General features: G+C 33.9%; 11 protein-coding genes. 10 read left to right on the forward strand and 1 reads right to left on the reverse strand.

Going from position 1 to position 15,236, the window contains the following annotated elements:
• From J2Y38_RS20895 to J2Y38_RS20930, 8 genes are all read left to right on the forward strand, one after another.
• Nucleotides 1–4,788 (forward strand): T9SS type B sorting domain-containing protein (locus J2Y38_RS20895; RefSeq protein ID WP_309846464.1); only part of this gene is annotated, 4,788 nt, incomplete at its 5' end.
• Nucleotides 4,789–4,831: 43 nt separating this feature from the next.
• Entirely contained in the window at nucleotides 4,832–5,815 is a 984-nt protein-coding gene (locus tag J2Y38_RS20900; protein WP_309846466.1) for a type IX secretion system membrane protein PorP/SprF, read from the forward strand.
• A 164-nt stretch (nucleotides 5,816–5,979) separates the two neighbouring features.
• Nucleotides 5,980–7,071 (forward strand): sensor histidine kinase, encoded by a 1,092-nt coding sequence (locus J2Y38_RS20905; RefSeq protein ID WP_309846468.1) that lies wholly within the window; start codon nucleotides 5,980–5,982, stop codon nucleotides 7,069–7,071.
• The gene (locus tag J2Y38_RS20910) at nucleotides 7,068–7,757 is read left to right on the forward strand and encodes a LytTR family DNA-binding domain-containing protein (protein WP_309846470.1); all 690 of its coding nucleotides are present in this window, start codon (nucleotides 7,068–7,070) and stop codon (nucleotides 7,755–7,757) included. The genes J2Y38_RS20905 and J2Y38_RS20910 overlap by 4 nt, the downstream gene beginning before the upstream one ends.
• Before the next feature lie 168 nt (nucleotides 7,758–7,925).
• Nucleotides 7,926–8,678, forward strand: coding sequence for an intradiol ring-cleavage dioxygenase (locus J2Y38_RS20915; RefSeq protein ID WP_309846472.1), 753 nt, complete (start codon nucleotides 7,926–7,928; stop codon nucleotides 8,676–8,678).
• Nucleotides 8,679–8,696: 18 nt separating this feature from the next.
• Entirely contained in the window at nucleotides 8,697–9,395 is a 699-nt protein-coding gene (locus J2Y38_RS20920) for a hypothetical protein (protein ID WP_309846475.1), read from the forward strand.
• Nucleotides 9,396–9,902, forward strand: coding sequence for a hypothetical protein (locus J2Y38_RS20925; RefSeq protein WP_309846478.1), 507 nt, complete (start codon nucleotides 9,396–9,398; stop codon nucleotides 9,900–9,902).
• A gap of 175 nt (nucleotides 9,903–10,077) precedes the next feature.
• The gene (locus J2Y38_RS20930) at nucleotides 10,078–10,485 is read left to right on the forward strand and encodes an XRE family transcriptional regulator (protein WP_309846480.1); all 408 of its coding nucleotides are present in this window, start codon (nucleotides 10,078–10,080) and stop codon (nucleotides 10,483–10,485) included.
• Between the two features lie 94 nt (nucleotides 10,486–10,579).
• Here the strand turns inward: J2Y38_RS20930 and J2Y38_RS20935 are convergent, their stop codons facing one another.
• Nucleotides 10,580–11,638, reverse strand: coding sequence for a hypothetical protein (locus tag J2Y38_RS20935; protein ID WP_309846483.1), 1,059 nt, complete (start codon nucleotides 11,636–11,638; stop codon nucleotides 10,580–10,582).
• Nucleotides 11,639–12,079: 441 nt separating this feature from the next.
• Between J2Y38_RS20935 and J2Y38_RS20940 the strand changes: the two genes are divergently transcribed.
• Together J2Y38_RS20940 and J2Y38_RS20945 are read left to right on the forward strand one after the other, a co-directional pair.
• On the forward strand, nucleotides 12,080–13,267 hold the full coding sequence (locus J2Y38_RS20940) for a phosphoglycerate kinase (RefSeq protein ID WP_309846486.1): 1,188 nt from the start codon (nucleotides 12,080–12,082) through the stop codon (nucleotides 13,265–13,267).
• Between the two features lie 110 nt (nucleotides 13,268–13,377).
• A complete protein-coding gene (locus tag J2Y38_RS20945; RefSeq protein WP_309846489.1) occupies nucleotides 13,378–15,231 on the forward strand; it encodes a LysM peptidoglycan-binding domain-containing protein in 1,854 nt (617 codons plus the stop codon).
• Nucleotides 15,232–15,236 lie beyond the last annotated feature (5 nt).

Below are 15,236 nucleotides of genomic sequence, written 5' to 3' on the forward strand. Positions count from 1 at the left end.
CAGCCAGCAGTTGTTACAATCAACGTAACTGCGGGAACAGGAACAGCACCTTACCAATACAGCTTCAATGGAACAAATTATAGTACAACAAATACTTTGACTACTTATAATGCAGGATTAGTTACAGCTTATGTAAAAGATGCTAATAATTGTATAATTGCAGTACCGGTAAGTGTTACAATTCCGGCACTAGACGCTCCAGTAATCGATTCTGTAACAGGAACAGATATTTGGTGTACACCAGCTGCTAACACAACAAGTACAGTTACTGTAACTGTTTCACATGGTGTTGGTACATTACACTACGAGATTCTTTCTCCAGCTAGTGCAGTTACAAATGTTTCTGGTGCAGCAAACGGAATCTTTACAGGTCTAACAGCAGATACTTACTTATTCCAGGTAACTGATGCAAACGGATGTAAAGATGATATCTATTACACTGTTGATCCGCTAGTAAACATTACAGCAGCAGGTCAGTTAGTAAATGACGTAAGCTGTAATGGAGGTTCAAACGGATCAGTGAAATTTGATGTTGACAATTTTGGCGGAGCTTATACAGCTGCTTTAATTGGAGGACCAACTACAGGAACTCTAACTCAAGTTGGAAAAGTAGTAACGCTGACAAACTTACCAATCGGTACGTATACAGTAGAAGTTACTGATACAACAACAGGATGTACAGCTTCGGCTTCAGTAACTGTTGGACAGCCTTCAGTATTAACATTGGCTGTCGCTTCAAATGTAAATGCTAATTGTAATTCAGGTGCTCAGGTTAGTGTAACAGCTGCAGGAGGAACACCAGATTATAAATATGCTTTCATCGCAGGAGCAGGAACTCCAACAGCAGCAGATTATACAAACAGTAATAATGCTGTTTTAGATCCGGCAGTAAGCTTAAACTGGAGAGCATACGTATTAGATTCTAAAGGTTGTGAAACATTTATCCCAATAACAATTGCGGTAGATCCATTACCAACTGCAATAACAGCTAATGTTACTAGCCAATGTCCTACGGCAGCAGGTGAATATACATTTACAGTTACTGTTGGTTCTGGTGTAGCACCTTACGAATACAGTATTGGAGCAGGATTCCAAGCAAGCCCTACATTTACTGTAAACGCAGCAGGAGCATACGATGTAACAGTAAGAGATGCAAACGGATGTACAGCTACAGCAACTGCTGCAGTAACGATCACTCCGGGATTACAGTTAGAGACTACAGTTACAACATTACCAAGTTGTACATTTAATAATGGTGTAATTACTGCTACTGCAACAGGAGGTTCAGGAACAGCTAATTATAGATATACTTTAGACGGAGGTGTAAGCATAAATACTACACCGGCTGTATTTAACAACGTTGCTCCGGGTACACACGTTATCAGAGTGAGAGATGTATTAACAACTTGTGACTTTAACGTTACAATCGTAATTGATCCGGCAACAGTTATTACTGGATTTACTTTAAACGGAACAAATGTTTCTTGTAGAGGTAATTCAGATGGTTCAATCACGGCTAATTTAGCTCCAAGTGCACCAGGCGTAAACGATAACCCAGTTTATACGTATACATTAACAGGAACTACAGCTTTAGGAGTAGCGGTTAACAGACCAGCTCAGACTCAAAACATTTTTGATAACCTTCAGGCTGGAGATTATACGGTAACAGTAACTTCTGGAAGAGGTTGTGTGGATTCTGAAGATATTAGAATCAGCGAACCAAACGTAATTACTGTTAACGCACCAGTTATCACACAATATAATTGTACAGCTGGAACAAATGTTTCAAACTATGCAATTATTACAGTAAACAATGTTGTTGGTGGTTCTGGAGTTTATACAATCTATGAGTTCATTAAAGGTGGAGTTGTAGTTCAAAGAGGTCCATTAAATGCTTACAGCGAGTCAGACTTCATAGGTGGTGACTATACTGTAAATGTTTACGATGATAAAGGATGTATGGGATCTAGTACAGGAATAATCAGAGTAAATCCTTTCATTCGTTTAGATCAAATAAATGTTGCTGTAAATACTGCTGTAACTTGTATTTCTAATGAAGATATTACTGTAACGGTAACATCTATTGGAGGAACACCAGCAATATTGAATTACAATGTTGCCGGAACTGATGGAAATACATACAATCAGTCAAATACAACTGGAGTATTCACAGGATTAACTATCGGAAATTATTTAATTACCGTTACAAACCTTGCGACAGGATGTTCAATTGTACAAGCGCATTATGTTAATGATCCAAATACTTTCGACATAAATGTAACACCAGTTAACGGACAAATCTGTTACGGTACTGCAAACGGAAGCGTTGATTTAACTTTTGTAGATAATCAGTTAAACCCAACAAATGATGCAGGTGCATTCAACTATGTAATTACAGGACCAGTTCCAAGCAACGGAACAACAACAAATGCAGGTCCGGTTAGAATTTCTAACTTAACTGCTGGTCAATACACAGTTGTTGCAACACTAGTAAACAACCCATTCTGTACAGTTTCTACATTGTTCACAATAGAGCAGCCAACAGCTGCACTTACAGTAACAACAGCGAAATCTGATATTACTTGTGTAACAGGAAATAATGACGGAGAAATCACCGCTTCAGCAGCAGGTGGATGGGATAATAAATACGAATACCAATTGGTATTAAACGGTACAACATTAGTTGACTACTCTGCTCAATTCGTATGGTCAGGATTATCAGCAGGTAACTATACAATTAACGTTAGAGATAATGTAGGTTGTCCTGCACAAGCTACTGTTGTATTAACTAATCCAGCGCCAATCGTGGTTACTGCAGCAGCAAGTGCGACAACACTAACATGTTTTGGAGATAAAACTGCAATAATTACAGTAGATCCTCCAACAGGTGGTCAAGGAAGTAACTATCAGTATACATTAAATATTATTTCAGCAACTCCAGTTATTAGTTCTGGACCACAGCTTAGCCCAATTTTCACAGGTTTAGGTGCTGGAACTTATAGTATCACTGTTACTGACGGATTTAGTTGTTCTGCAACTTCAGCAAACATTGTGATCAATGAGCCAACAGAAGTTATTCCAACTTTAGTTGAAGCTACATCACAAACATGTTTAACTCAGGCAACACTTACATTAAGCGCAGTGGGCGGAACAGCTCCTTACTCTTATAGTACTGATGCTAGTTTTGCAACAACTATCGGTACATTTGCTTCTTCAGTTACCTTCCCGGTTGCTGTTGGTAAATACAGCTACTATGTAAGAGATGCGGCAGGATGTATTGGTTTTGTTTCTAATGAGATCACAATTGATCCTCTAGAACCGCTAGACATTGATGTTGATGTTACAAATGCAGTTGTAAAATGTACAGGTGAAGCTACAGGAGTTATTGTAGCAGAAGCTAAAGGAGGTTTAGGAAGCTATATCTATACATTAGAGAATACTGCTGGAACTATTATACAAGGTCCTCAAGCTACTGGAATCTTCGAAGATTTAATAATTGGAGATTACATTGTGAAAGTTGAAAGTGGAGATTGTGATGATGCATCTGCTGTAATTACAATCAATGAGCCGCCAGTTGCTTTACAAGCCGTGTTTACGCCAACTAATGTTACATGTTTCGGTGAAAACAATGGTAAAATTGTAGTAACTGCAACAGGAGGAACAGGAGTTATTAAATACGCAATCTCACCAGATTTAAATCAGTTTGATACAATTAGTGTGTTTGATAAACTTGCTCCAGGATTATACACTATAATTGCACAAGATGCTAACGGATGTTTTATACCAGCAGAAATTACAATCACGCAGCCAACTGCACCGCTTATAGTTACAATTACACCGGATTCAATATTAGGTGAGCAATGTAAAGGAGAGTTAAACGGTCAATTTACGATAGATATCACTGGAGGAACTCTAGGATATACAGTAAGTCTTGATAAACCAAATGGTCCTTTTGATCCAGTAACTGGAACTCAGCATACATTTGAGAATCTTGCTGGTGGTAATCATATAGCTTACGTAAGAGATGCAAACAACTGTAATTTTGAAATACCAGTTCTTGTACCACTTCCAGTTGACATGGACCCAAAAGCAGAAGTTGTTTATGGTTGTGAAACAAATACAGTGACAGTAACTATAGATCCATCTGTAGACCCAGTCGATGTTGATTACTCTTTAGATGATATAAATGGTCCATACCAATTAGAGAATGTATTTAAAGACGTTGCTCCTGGTCCGCACATAATTTATGCTAGACATACTAATAATTGTAAACAGCAAACAGCAAGTTTCACAATTCAGGCATTTGATAAATTACATATTCAATTAGCTGCAGGACAACAAGAAATGAACATTGTTTCTGTAACTGCAATTGGAGGAAGACCTGCTTATGAATACAGTTTTGATGGAGGTCCATTTACATCTGAGACTAAATTTAAATATTATGAGTCTAGAGATTATGTAATTAAGGTAAAAGATCAAAACGAATGTATTGATACGATTACTATACCATTGACTTACATTGATGTTTGTATTCCAAATTACTTTACACCAAACGGAGATGGCGATCACGATGTGTGGGGTCCTGGTTGTACTAACATTTATAACAACCTTATATTTGACATTTATGACAGATATGGACGTGTAGTTGCAAAATATCATTATGGTCAAACATGGGATGGTAAATACCACGGAGAAGAATTACCAACTGGTGATTACTGGTATGTTCTTAAACTAAATGATGAGAAAGATGCAAGAGAGTTTGTTGGACATTTCACTTTATACAGATAACAAAATATAGCCCCTTATGATGTTATCTAAAAAAATTATTACAATGAAAAAATTAATTTTATCCTTAGTACTCATGGCTGTAACAACAAGTTACAGCCAAGAGTTAAACCTACCAGTGTTTACACAGTATTTAGCTGATAATCCTTTCATACTTTCTCCAGCTTATGCTGGTATTGGTGATAACCTTCGTATTAGAGCCAACGGTTTAACGCAGTGGGTTGGAATCAAAGATGCGCCAGATAATCAGTCATTGTATGCCGATTTCAGGATTTTAGATCGCTCAGGAGTTGGTTTGTCATTATATAATGACAGCAACGGAAACACGAGACAGACGGGAGCAAAGGTTTCCTTTGCACACCACATTATTTTAGATTATTATTCTAAGCAATATTTATCTTTTGGTATTTCGTACAACTTTAATAGTTTTAGAATCCTTACAGAAAATTTTACCAATGACCAAAGCGGCGGCGGAGTTGGAGGAAATCAAGGAATCCCAACAGATAACCGTTATACAGCAAATAATAACTTTGACATTAGTGCTTTGTACCGTTACAAAAGTTTCTATTTTAGTTTTAATGCAAATAACGTTTTAAAAAAGAATATTAGTTTAGAACGAGTTAATGAACCAAGTTTGTTGTCAAACTATCAAGTATATTCTGGTTACACATTTAAAGATGGGGAAAACAGCCGTATAGAATATGAACCATCTGTTTACTACCAATATTTTGCAAGTGATGGCCGTTCTACAACCGATTTTAACTTTAAGTATAGAAGATACAATCGTTATGAAGATTATTATTGGATTGGAGCCTCGTATCGTTTCTTAAATGACCAGTTTCCAAAACCATTATCACTTGGACCAATGGCTGGTTTTATGAAATCTAAATTTTATTTTGCTTATTCTTATCAAATAATGTTCAACGGTTTAGGATCATATAACACAGGAACACACTCCATAACAATCGGATTCGATTTCTTACAATCTATCAGTAACTGTCCTTGTACACAAAGTCCGGTACACGATTAATCGCCAAAAGACGATTATTTTAAAATAGGCTGAAAAGCCAAATATTATAAAGCGAGTCGCAACATTATGTGTTTTTACCGCAATAATTTGAAATAAAGATGCAATAACATTAAATTTGAATATATCATTTTGGTTGTCAAAACGGTATAAATCAAATTTGATTCATGAAAGCAAAATTTTCACTTTATGCGAAACATATAGTTCTGTGCCTCGCTTTTTTATTTATCCCGTATGCGTTCACGTCTACAAATACCGTTTTCTCATTACCGCATTTGTACACAAACCCGCACGACCGTATTTACCTGTTTATATATTTTACACTTCTTTGTTTCTTTTACTTTAATTATTATTATCTAATTCCCAGATTATATTTTTCAGAAAAAAAGCTTCTGTATTATTTCATAATATCCATCTTTCTTTTATTCTTTCTTTGGATATCTACCGTTTTAGATCATCCAAGCCGAAACTTTTTAGATTTTAGAGATCATTCCGAAAATCTATTAAATCATCCCAAACCATTTGAAGGGAGATTTCCGCCACCGCCGCATAGAAACGAACCAATGTCTTTTGGATTCACTGGAGGTCCGCCAACACAATACGGACACACAACACTTGTTTATTTAATTGGAGTAGTTTCAAGTTTGCTTTTTGCTATTTCAGGAAGATTGCAAAATGTTGAAAAAGAAAAAGTAAAATCAGAATTAGCTTTTTTAAAAGCCCAGATAAACCCGCATTTTTTATTCAATACGCTAAACAGCATTTACGCCTTGGCCTTAAAAAAAGACGATAAAACGGCAGACGCTGTAGTTCAGCTATCGGAGTTAATGCGATATATAATGACCAATTCAAACGATGAGGTTATTGAATTAAACAAGGAAATCAATTACATCAATAATTTTATCTCACTTCAAAAAACACGTTTAGGAAACACCGTAAACGTAGACTATAATGTAACCGGAAACACTTTTGGAAAAGTAATAACGCCGCTCATCTTGATTTCATTTATTGAAAATGCATTCAAATACGGAGTAAATCCAGATCAGACTTCCGAGATTTGTATCAAAATAGATATCGATGATGAAACGCTGACTTTATACGTTTCTAATAAAAAGACATTTTCTATACAATCAGATTCCGGAATTGGACTTCACAATACAATCGAAAGATTGAAGTTAGTATATCCTAATAAACATCATTTAAAAATCGAAGATTCAGCAGAAAAATACATTGTAAACTTGAGCGTTAAAATACGATGATAAAAGCAATAGCATTAGATGACGAGCCATTGGCATTAGAAATTCTTCAGAGTTTATGTGACACTATTGAGTACATAGAACTGAACAAGACTTTTACGAAATCTGATGAAGCATTTAAATATCTGAAAAAATATCCAGTCGATTTATTGTTTCTCGATATCAATATGTCGTCGATTTCCGGCTTAGACTTCTACAAAAAACTTCCCCATAAAACAATGGTAATCTTTACAACAGCTTATTCTGAATTTGCCGTTGAAGGCTTTACGCTCAGCGCAACCGATTATCTGCTAAAACCAATTTCCCTTTCCCGATTTCAACAAGCGGCCGAAAAAGCCTTTTCACAATGGAAACTGCAAAATCAAAACATCGAACAGCAATACCTTTTTATTCGTGCCGATTACAGTTTGATTAAAATTCTGTTTTCAGATATTTTATATATCGAAGGTTTAGACGATTATTTAAAAATCCACATCCAAAACCAAAAAACAGTTGTAGCGCGAATGACCTTAAAAGCAATTCTCCAAAAATTGCCCGAAACAGAATTCATAAGAGTTCATCGTTCTTTTATTATTCCCATTTCTAAAATCTCTAAAATAAGAAATAAGATAATTTTCATCGGTCAAGCCGAAATTCCAATCAGTGTTAGTTACGAAGAAGCTTTTTCGAAACTTTTCGACCAAAAGTAACACACCTTCTCTGTTAAAGATTTTTACTACAAAAAATTAATATTCTTTCGTTCACCTCATAAATTATAACCTTTACCTCAAACTTTTTACAACGCTTTAATTTCGAATAATTTTACTTGAAAACAACTGTTATTCATTCAATTAAAATAATATTTAAACATAAAAGCAATGAAAAGAAAAGAGTTTTTAAGAGGTTTGGGTTTAATCGGAATTGGTTCGTTGGCAATTCCAATAATAAACTCATGTAGTCAGGATAATGATGATGGTTCATCAAATTCTTCAACTAATACAGATTCGTCTTCCGGTTCAGGTTCATCTTCAGGCGATTGTTCCGTTACAGCATCAGAAACTGCAGGGCCATTTCCAACCATTACACCATCTTCTTTAGTAAAATCAGACATTACGATGGACAGAACTGGCGTAGCTTTCACTATAAAAATTACCATAAAAAATACAAACGCCAGCTGTGCCGTATTAAAAGATGCCATTGTCGATATTTGGCATTGCGACAAAGACGGTTATTATTCAGAATACGGAGGAACTTCCATGCAGTCTGTAAATTATACAACCGCTCATTTTTTAAGAGGAAGACAAACTACAGATGCAAATGGTTTGGTAACTTTTACCTCAATCTTTCCCGGCTGGTATTCAGGAAGAGCAACTCACATTCACGTTCATATTTATAACGCCAGCGGAACTTCATTACTAGTAACACAAATTGCTTTTCCCGAAGGAACAAATAGTGCAGTTGCTTTAGTAAACGCTTCAAGTGCCAATGGTTATACAAAAGGAATGTCCGGTTACACCTATAATGCTTCAGATAATGTCTTTTCAGATTCTGTGGCAAATGAATTAGGAACAATAACGGGAAGCGTTAGTGAAGGTTTTGTTTTAACTCACACCATAAACGTTGCCGGTTAATTTCAAATACTAATTTATATGATAGCTCAAATTCCGGCACAAATTTATAAGTCAGATTCCAGAGGTTTTTCCAATTCAGAAAAACACAACTGTTTCTCGACTTTTAATTTTGAACATTACCAAGATTTATCCCGTAAAGCATTTGGTACCTTAAATGTTTTAAATGAAGTAATACTAGCTCCCCAACAAAGTATTATTCGATTTATAAATTCAAATACAAATGTGATCATTCTGCCCTTATTTGGCGGAATAGAATATAAAGATAATATTGGTAATGAGGAATTTTTGCATGTAGAGCAAATTGGGATTCTGGCAGCGGGGGAGGAATTAACCGTAGAAATTTTTAACCCATACGAAAAAGAGAATGTGGGTTATTTAGAATTTGAATTTCAAATGGAAAAGCAAGATCTTAAAAACGATTTTCAGCACTATAAATTCGATTTAAGTTCACATAACAAACTGCATTCATTATTTGAAATCGAAAATACATTTGGATTTATTGGTATTTATGACGGAAGAAAAGAAGGAACTTTTACTTTAAAGAATAACAATAACGGTGTTTTTGTCTTTGTGATTAACGGAGCTTTTGAAATCGAAAACCGACTTCTGGAAGCAAAAGATGGTTTAGCAATCTCCAAAACCGAAACTATAGAATGGGAATCGTTGTCGCAAAACACAATGCTGCTTGTAATTGAAATTCCTCTAAATTCAAATTAAATGAAAATAACAAAAATAAAACTCGCTTATCGTATAGTAATAGACAACTCATCGGCCTTACTTTGGGATAAATATGTTTTTGAAGATACTTTCAAAGAATACCAAATGCAGTCTCAACAGTTTAATTCAGAATCGAATCCAAAAAACACATTTAGAGAATTATTAAGTGAAAACGAAAAAGCAAATCAACTACATTTTCTAACCGGAATCGCTGCCAGCGGTTATGTTGAGCAGTTAAAAGGAAATTTCCATCGTGTAACAGATGTTTTGGGAAACAACTATTTCCCTTTTATCAATTATCAGTTAGACATTATCAATACAGACATAACTGATGTATCAAAACATAGAATCGGGATTACATTTTATTCACCTTTATTGAATTACTTCGGAATTATTGAAGGCAATTATCTCATTTCAAAAAATACCGAAAACGCAAACGAATATGAAACATTAATGTTTCCCGTTCAGCACAATTTGTCTATTTGTTTCATTCAAACAGAAGACTAATTCAAGATCCAAAAACAAAAAATAATCTAATTCATTTTTTGCCTTTCCTGTTTTTCTGTTGACAGGAAAGGTTTTTTTATAAAATGAATTTTTGCAGGATATTTTTTATCTTTGAAATTCGGGCTTTTAATCCAAATGGCTTTATCTTTGAGCCTTCAGAAAAATGACACTCATTATGGAACAGAAAATTCATCAGGGAAGAAACATAAAACGTTTCAGAGAAATGCTTAATATAAAGCAGGAAGCATTAGCTTATTATCTTGGAGAAGACTGGAATCAAAAGAAGATTTCTTTGTTAGAACAAAAGGATGTAATTGAAGACAACCTGCTGAAACAAATCTCTACAGTTCTTAAAATTCCTGTTGAAGCTTTTAAAAATTTTGATGAAGAGCAAGCGGTGAATATTATTTCGAATACTTTTAATATTGAAAAAGATGCTTACATCGGAAATGCTAAACCTGTATTCAACATCAATCCATTGGAAGAATTAAAAAAACTACACGAAGAAAAAATTGCTTTATATGAGCGTATGTTGAAAGAGAAAGATGAAATGATGATGAGGCTTGAAAAATTAATCAAATAAATTGCACAAAGTCAGTCCCGAAAACTTTCGGGATTGTGTAGCTTTTTAGTTGAACTCTTCGGAGAGCGACGGTATTTTTGAAAGCTATTTACATTTAAAATGCTTCTAAAATACATTTTTCCAAATAGTCTAAATAACTTTTTGATGAATACCCTAAGAGATCCATATAGAAAAAAGCATACTTTTTAAGTTTTTCACCATATTCATCAGAATGTACAATTTTCATATTTTCTTCATTAATAAACTTATACTCTCTAACTCTTTTTGGGTCAATATTATCAGGATAAAATTTACCATAGTGATATAAGTCAACTATACTAAAAGAATATAAAGAACGACACGGAGGATAAAAAAATGGGTTTCCTAATATCCCCAAACTGATAATATTGTCATTATAATTGAAGATATGGCTTTTTATCTTTGCTTTAGAATCAAACATTTTATTGATAACAATAATATTAAAATAATCAGGAAGTTGAATACCATTATTTTTTATTTGACTTTTTAAGGCTGTTAAATCATATTCAAAACCAAATTCAAAATTTTCATTCAAAGGTTTCAAGAATCGGACTATTCTATTTGACTTTTTTTTATCGAATTTAAATTCAGAAAAATTCATCTCAACAAGATCAGCAATATATTTAATCCAGGATTCAACATTATAAATATTTCCTTTATTTTGAATTTTAAAAAGTTCATCTTTGGGGAACTCTAAGTCTTGAAAGCATAAAAAATCAGACACTTGAGCATATCTATTATTTCTTTCTGTATCTAGCCAGTAAGAATTAAAACAGTCATATAAGAAATCTTCACTTTCAACTCTAAGCTGTAATTCTTCTTTGCTATGTAATGGTGGAGTAGGTTTCTTAATAACTTTAAACTCAATTTCATTCTCTCTAAATCTAGCCCAATCATCATTTCGAAGTTTCAATATTGGCTGATCTCCAGATTCTATCGAAGTATTAATATTGTGTATTGCCCTTTCTTGACTTATTCTGTATGGATTATATTCATCTGAAACACGGCTTAGAACATTTTTTTTGCTCTCATTATCTATATTGTTTACCAAATCAATACTCTTATTTTGTAAATAAGAAATATTATCACGGAGTGTTCTTTGTAATTTTAATCTGAAGTTTTCATCGAGATTCATGTTTTTGTTTTTTAAATTATAACCAGCTCTGGAAAGTGTTCTCAATTATGTAATAATTCTACTCAAACTGTGCAATCCCGAAAGCTTTCGGGATCGACTTTGCGCTATTTCAAATATATTTAAAAAACGTAGACGTCACAAAGTCTCCTGCTTTAAAATAAATCAAAGATATTTTTGACGTTTCATAATTTTTAAAAACAAAAAATAATCTAATTCATTTTTTGCCTTTTCTTTTTTTCTGTTAGAAGAAAAGGTTTTTTCATTTCATCAGGTATCAAATTACTACCGATAATTGTTTTTAATCCTTAATAAACCAATTTATTTGTGAATTTATAACGTTTTCGTTCTTTTTGTTGTCTCTTTTTTAGTTTATCCGAATTTATTAGTACTTTAAAAGTCCTATATTTGTTTTTCTTTCTAAAAAACTAAAAAAAATATCAAATGAAAACTTTAAACGATTTCGACTTTAAAAATAAAAAAGCAATTATCCGTGTAGACTTTAATGTGCCGTTGGATGAGAATTTTAATGTAACTGATACGACACGTATTGAAGCTGCAAAGCCAACTATCGATACTATTTTAGCTCAAGGCGGAAGTGTAATCTTAATGTCGCATTTAGGAAGACCAAAAGGAGCTGAAGAAAAATACTCTTTAAAACATATTTTAAAAACAGCTTCAGAAATTTTAGGAGTACAAGTTAAGTTTGCTGAAAACTGTGTTGGTGAACCAGCTCAAACAGCTGCTAAAAACCTACAGCAAGGAGAAGTTTTATTACTTGAAAATTTACGTTTTCACGCAGAAGAAGAAGCTGGAGATGTTGCTTTCGCAAAAGAATTAGCTTCACTTGGTGATATTTATGTAAACGACGCTTTTGGAACTGCACACAGAGCGCACGCTTCAACAACAATTATTGCACAGTTTTTTCCAAACGATAAAACATTTGGAACTTTATTAGCAAAAGAAATTGACAGTTTAAACAAAGTACTTAAAAATAGCGAAAAGCCAGTAACAGCAGTTTTAGGAGGTTCTAAAGTTTCTTCTAAAATCACTGTTATCGAAAATATCTTAGACAAAGTTGACCACATGATTATTGGCGGCGGTATGACTTTTACATTCATTAAAGCTCAAGGTGGAAAAGTAGGAGATTCAATCTGTGAAGATGATAAATTGGATTTAGCACTTGAAATCTTAAGATTAGCAAAAGAAAAAAATGTTCAAATTCACATTCCTGTTGATGTAATTGCTGCAGATGATTTCTCAAATTCAGCAAATACACAAGTTGTAGACGTAACTGCAATTCCTGATGGTTGGCAAGGTCTTGACGCAGGTCCAAAATCATTAGAGAACTTCAAAAAAGTAATTTTAGAATCAAAAACTATTCTTTGGAACGGTCCATTAGGAGTTTTTGAAATGGAAACATTCTCTAAAGGAACAATTGCATTAGGAGATTTTATTGCAGAATCAACAGAAAAAGGAGCATTTTCTTTAGTTGGAGGTGGTGACTCTGTTGCAGCAGTAAAACAATTTGGTTTTGAAGACAAAATGAGCTATGTTTCTACTGGCGGCGGTGCAATGCTTGAAATGTTAGAAGGTAGAGTTTTACCTGGAATTGCTGCAATTTTAGACTAAAAAATCACAATTAACATTTTTTTGCGTATATTTAAGCCTTAAACTTTTTAAGTTTGCAAAAATAACGATTCTTTAAATGGTTGATTTATAGAATTTTAAAAAAATGTTATATGATTGTAAAGAAAATATCATTAGCGGTAACCGCTTTGTTTTCTATGTCGATGTTTGCGCAGGAAACTGTAGAAGTCTCGAGGGAAATAAAGCTCGAAGTAAAGGTGTCTTATTTAGATTCTATTAAAAGCACATTCAAAAAAGATGATTTAGCAGCGAAAGTTGACAGTCTTTGGATGAATGAGTTAGTAAGTTTAGATATCTACGATGATTTGACAAAAGATATTCAAACCATTAACAAGGATGTTACTGTAGATGAGGAACTGCCAACAGAACTGCTTAAGCAGCGTTTGGCGGCAATGAATGCCAAATCTCCTTTTGAAATTGAATACAATCAAGGATTAGAAAACATAATAAAGTCATTTCTTAAGAATCGTAAAAAATCGTTTTCTCGATTAATGGCTTTATCAGAATACTACTTTCCAATATTCGAGGAAACTTTCGCAAAAGAAAAAGTTCCATTGGAAATAAAATATTTAGCCGTTGTAGAATCTGCTTTAAACCCTAAAGCAGTTTCTAAAATGGGCGCTACCGGACTTTGGCAGTTTATGTACGGGACCGGAAAACAATACTCTTTAAAAATCGATTCTTATATTGATGAAAGAAGCGATCCTCTGAAAGCTACGGCAGCTTGTTCAGATTATCTGAGCAGAATGTTCAACATTTTTAATGACTGGGAACTTGTTTTGGCATCTTATAATTCAGGTCCTGGAAATGTGACAAAAGCAATTCGTCGTTCTGGCGGAAAAACAGGTTACTGGGATATTCGTAATTATCTTCCAAAAGAAACTCAAGGTTATGTTCCCGCATTTTATGCTACAATGTATCTTTTTGAGTATCACAAAGAACACGGAATCAATCCGGAAAGAGCAGTCGTTAAGAACTTTGAGACAGATACAGTAGCGGTCAAAAATCAAATGTCTTTCAAACAAATTGCTGATTTGTTAGATATGCCGCAATCACAATTACAGCTTTTAAATCCATCTTATAAATTAAATGTTGTACCAGCTTACCATGGTGAACAAAATTTCCTTCGGTTACCGAAAGACAAAATCGCAACCTTTGTTTCAAATGAAGACAAGATTTACGCTTACGTAAAACACGAGTCAGAAAACAGAACCATTCCAACTCGTTTAGCAATGAAAATTGCTCCAAAAGGAAAACCGGTTAGAGATACTAAATCTCTGGAAGTATCTAAAGATAAAGAGATTAAAGAGATCCAGTTTTATAAAGTTCAAAAAGGAGATAACTTAGGCGCTATTGCAGATAAGTATAATGTGAATATTTCAGATCTAAAAAAATGGAATAATCTTAAATCAAATGCAATTGCGCTAGGAAGATCTTTAAAAATTAAATCAGATGTTGATACTTCTGCTAAAGTTATTAAAGAGCCTAAAGTATTGCCAGCTGTAGAGAAAAATACTGAAGAAGCAGTTGCTTCTGCAGAAGATAATGATAAAGTTTCAATACAAACTGTAGAGTACGTTGTATTGGCCGGAGACAATTTAGGAAGCATTGCTAAAAAATTCGGTACGACTATTGCGGACTTAAAAGAGTTAAATGATCTTAGCTCAAACAATATTGGTTTAGGAAAAACATTAATAGTTTCTAAAATAGTTTCAGAGATCCACGAACCGGTTTCTACGGCTATTGCATCTACTTCTGTTGACTCTTTCAAAAAGAAAGCACCTTCAGCAAAAAATGTGGGCGAAGATTATTACGTTAAAAAAGGTGATTCTTTATACAGCATTTCTAAAAAATATCCTGGAGTAACAATTTCAGATATTAAAAAATGGAATGGTATTAAAGATGAAGATATAAAACCCGGAATGAAGCTTAAAATAAACGGATAATAAAA

The sequence above is a fragment of the Flavobacterium sp. 2755 genome (assembly GCF_031455715.1).
Lineage (GTDB): Bacteria > Bacteroidota > Bacteroidia > Flavobacteriales > Flavobacteriaceae > Flavobacterium.

Bases quoted from the DNA above. Each gene is read 5' to 3' on its own strand.
- J2Y38_RS20900 (WP_309846466.1), top strand. From the start codon at position 4,832: ATGAAAAAATTAATTTTATCCTTAGTACTCATGGCTGTAACAACAAGT.
- J2Y38_RS20905 (WP_309846468.1), top strand. From the start codon at position 5,980: ATGAAAGCAAAATTTTCACTTTATGCGAAACATATAGTTCTGTGCCTC.
- J2Y38_RS20910 (WP_309846470.1), top strand. From the start codon at position 7,068: ATGATAAAAGCAATAGCATTAGATGACGAGCCATTGGCATTAGAAATT.
- J2Y38_RS20915 (WP_309846472.1), top strand. From the start codon at position 7,926: ATGAAAAGAAAAGAGTTTTTAAGAGGTTTGGGTTTAATCGGAATTGGT.
- J2Y38_RS20920 (WP_309846475.1), top strand. From the start codon at position 8,697: ATGATAGCTCAAATTCCGGCACAAATTTATAAGTCAGATTCCAGAGGT.
- J2Y38_RS20925 (WP_309846478.1), top strand. From the start codon at position 9,396: ATGAAAATAACAAAAATAAAACTCGCTTATCGTATAGTAATAGACAAC.
- J2Y38_RS20930 (WP_309846480.1), top strand. From the start codon at position 10,078: ATGGAACAGAAAATTCATCAGGGAAGAAACATAAAACGTTTCAGAGAA.
- J2Y38_RS20935 (WP_309846483.1), bottom strand. From the start codon at position 11,638: ATGAATCTCGATGAAAACTTCAGATTAAAATTACAAAGAACACTCCGT.
- J2Y38_RS20940 (WP_309846486.1), top strand. From the start codon at position 12,080: ATGAAAACTTTAAACGATTTCGACTTTAAAAATAAAAAAGCAATTATC.
- J2Y38_RS20945 (WP_309846489.1), top strand. From the start codon at position 13,378: ATGATTGTAAAGAAAATATCATTAGCGGTAACCGCTTTGTTTTCTATG.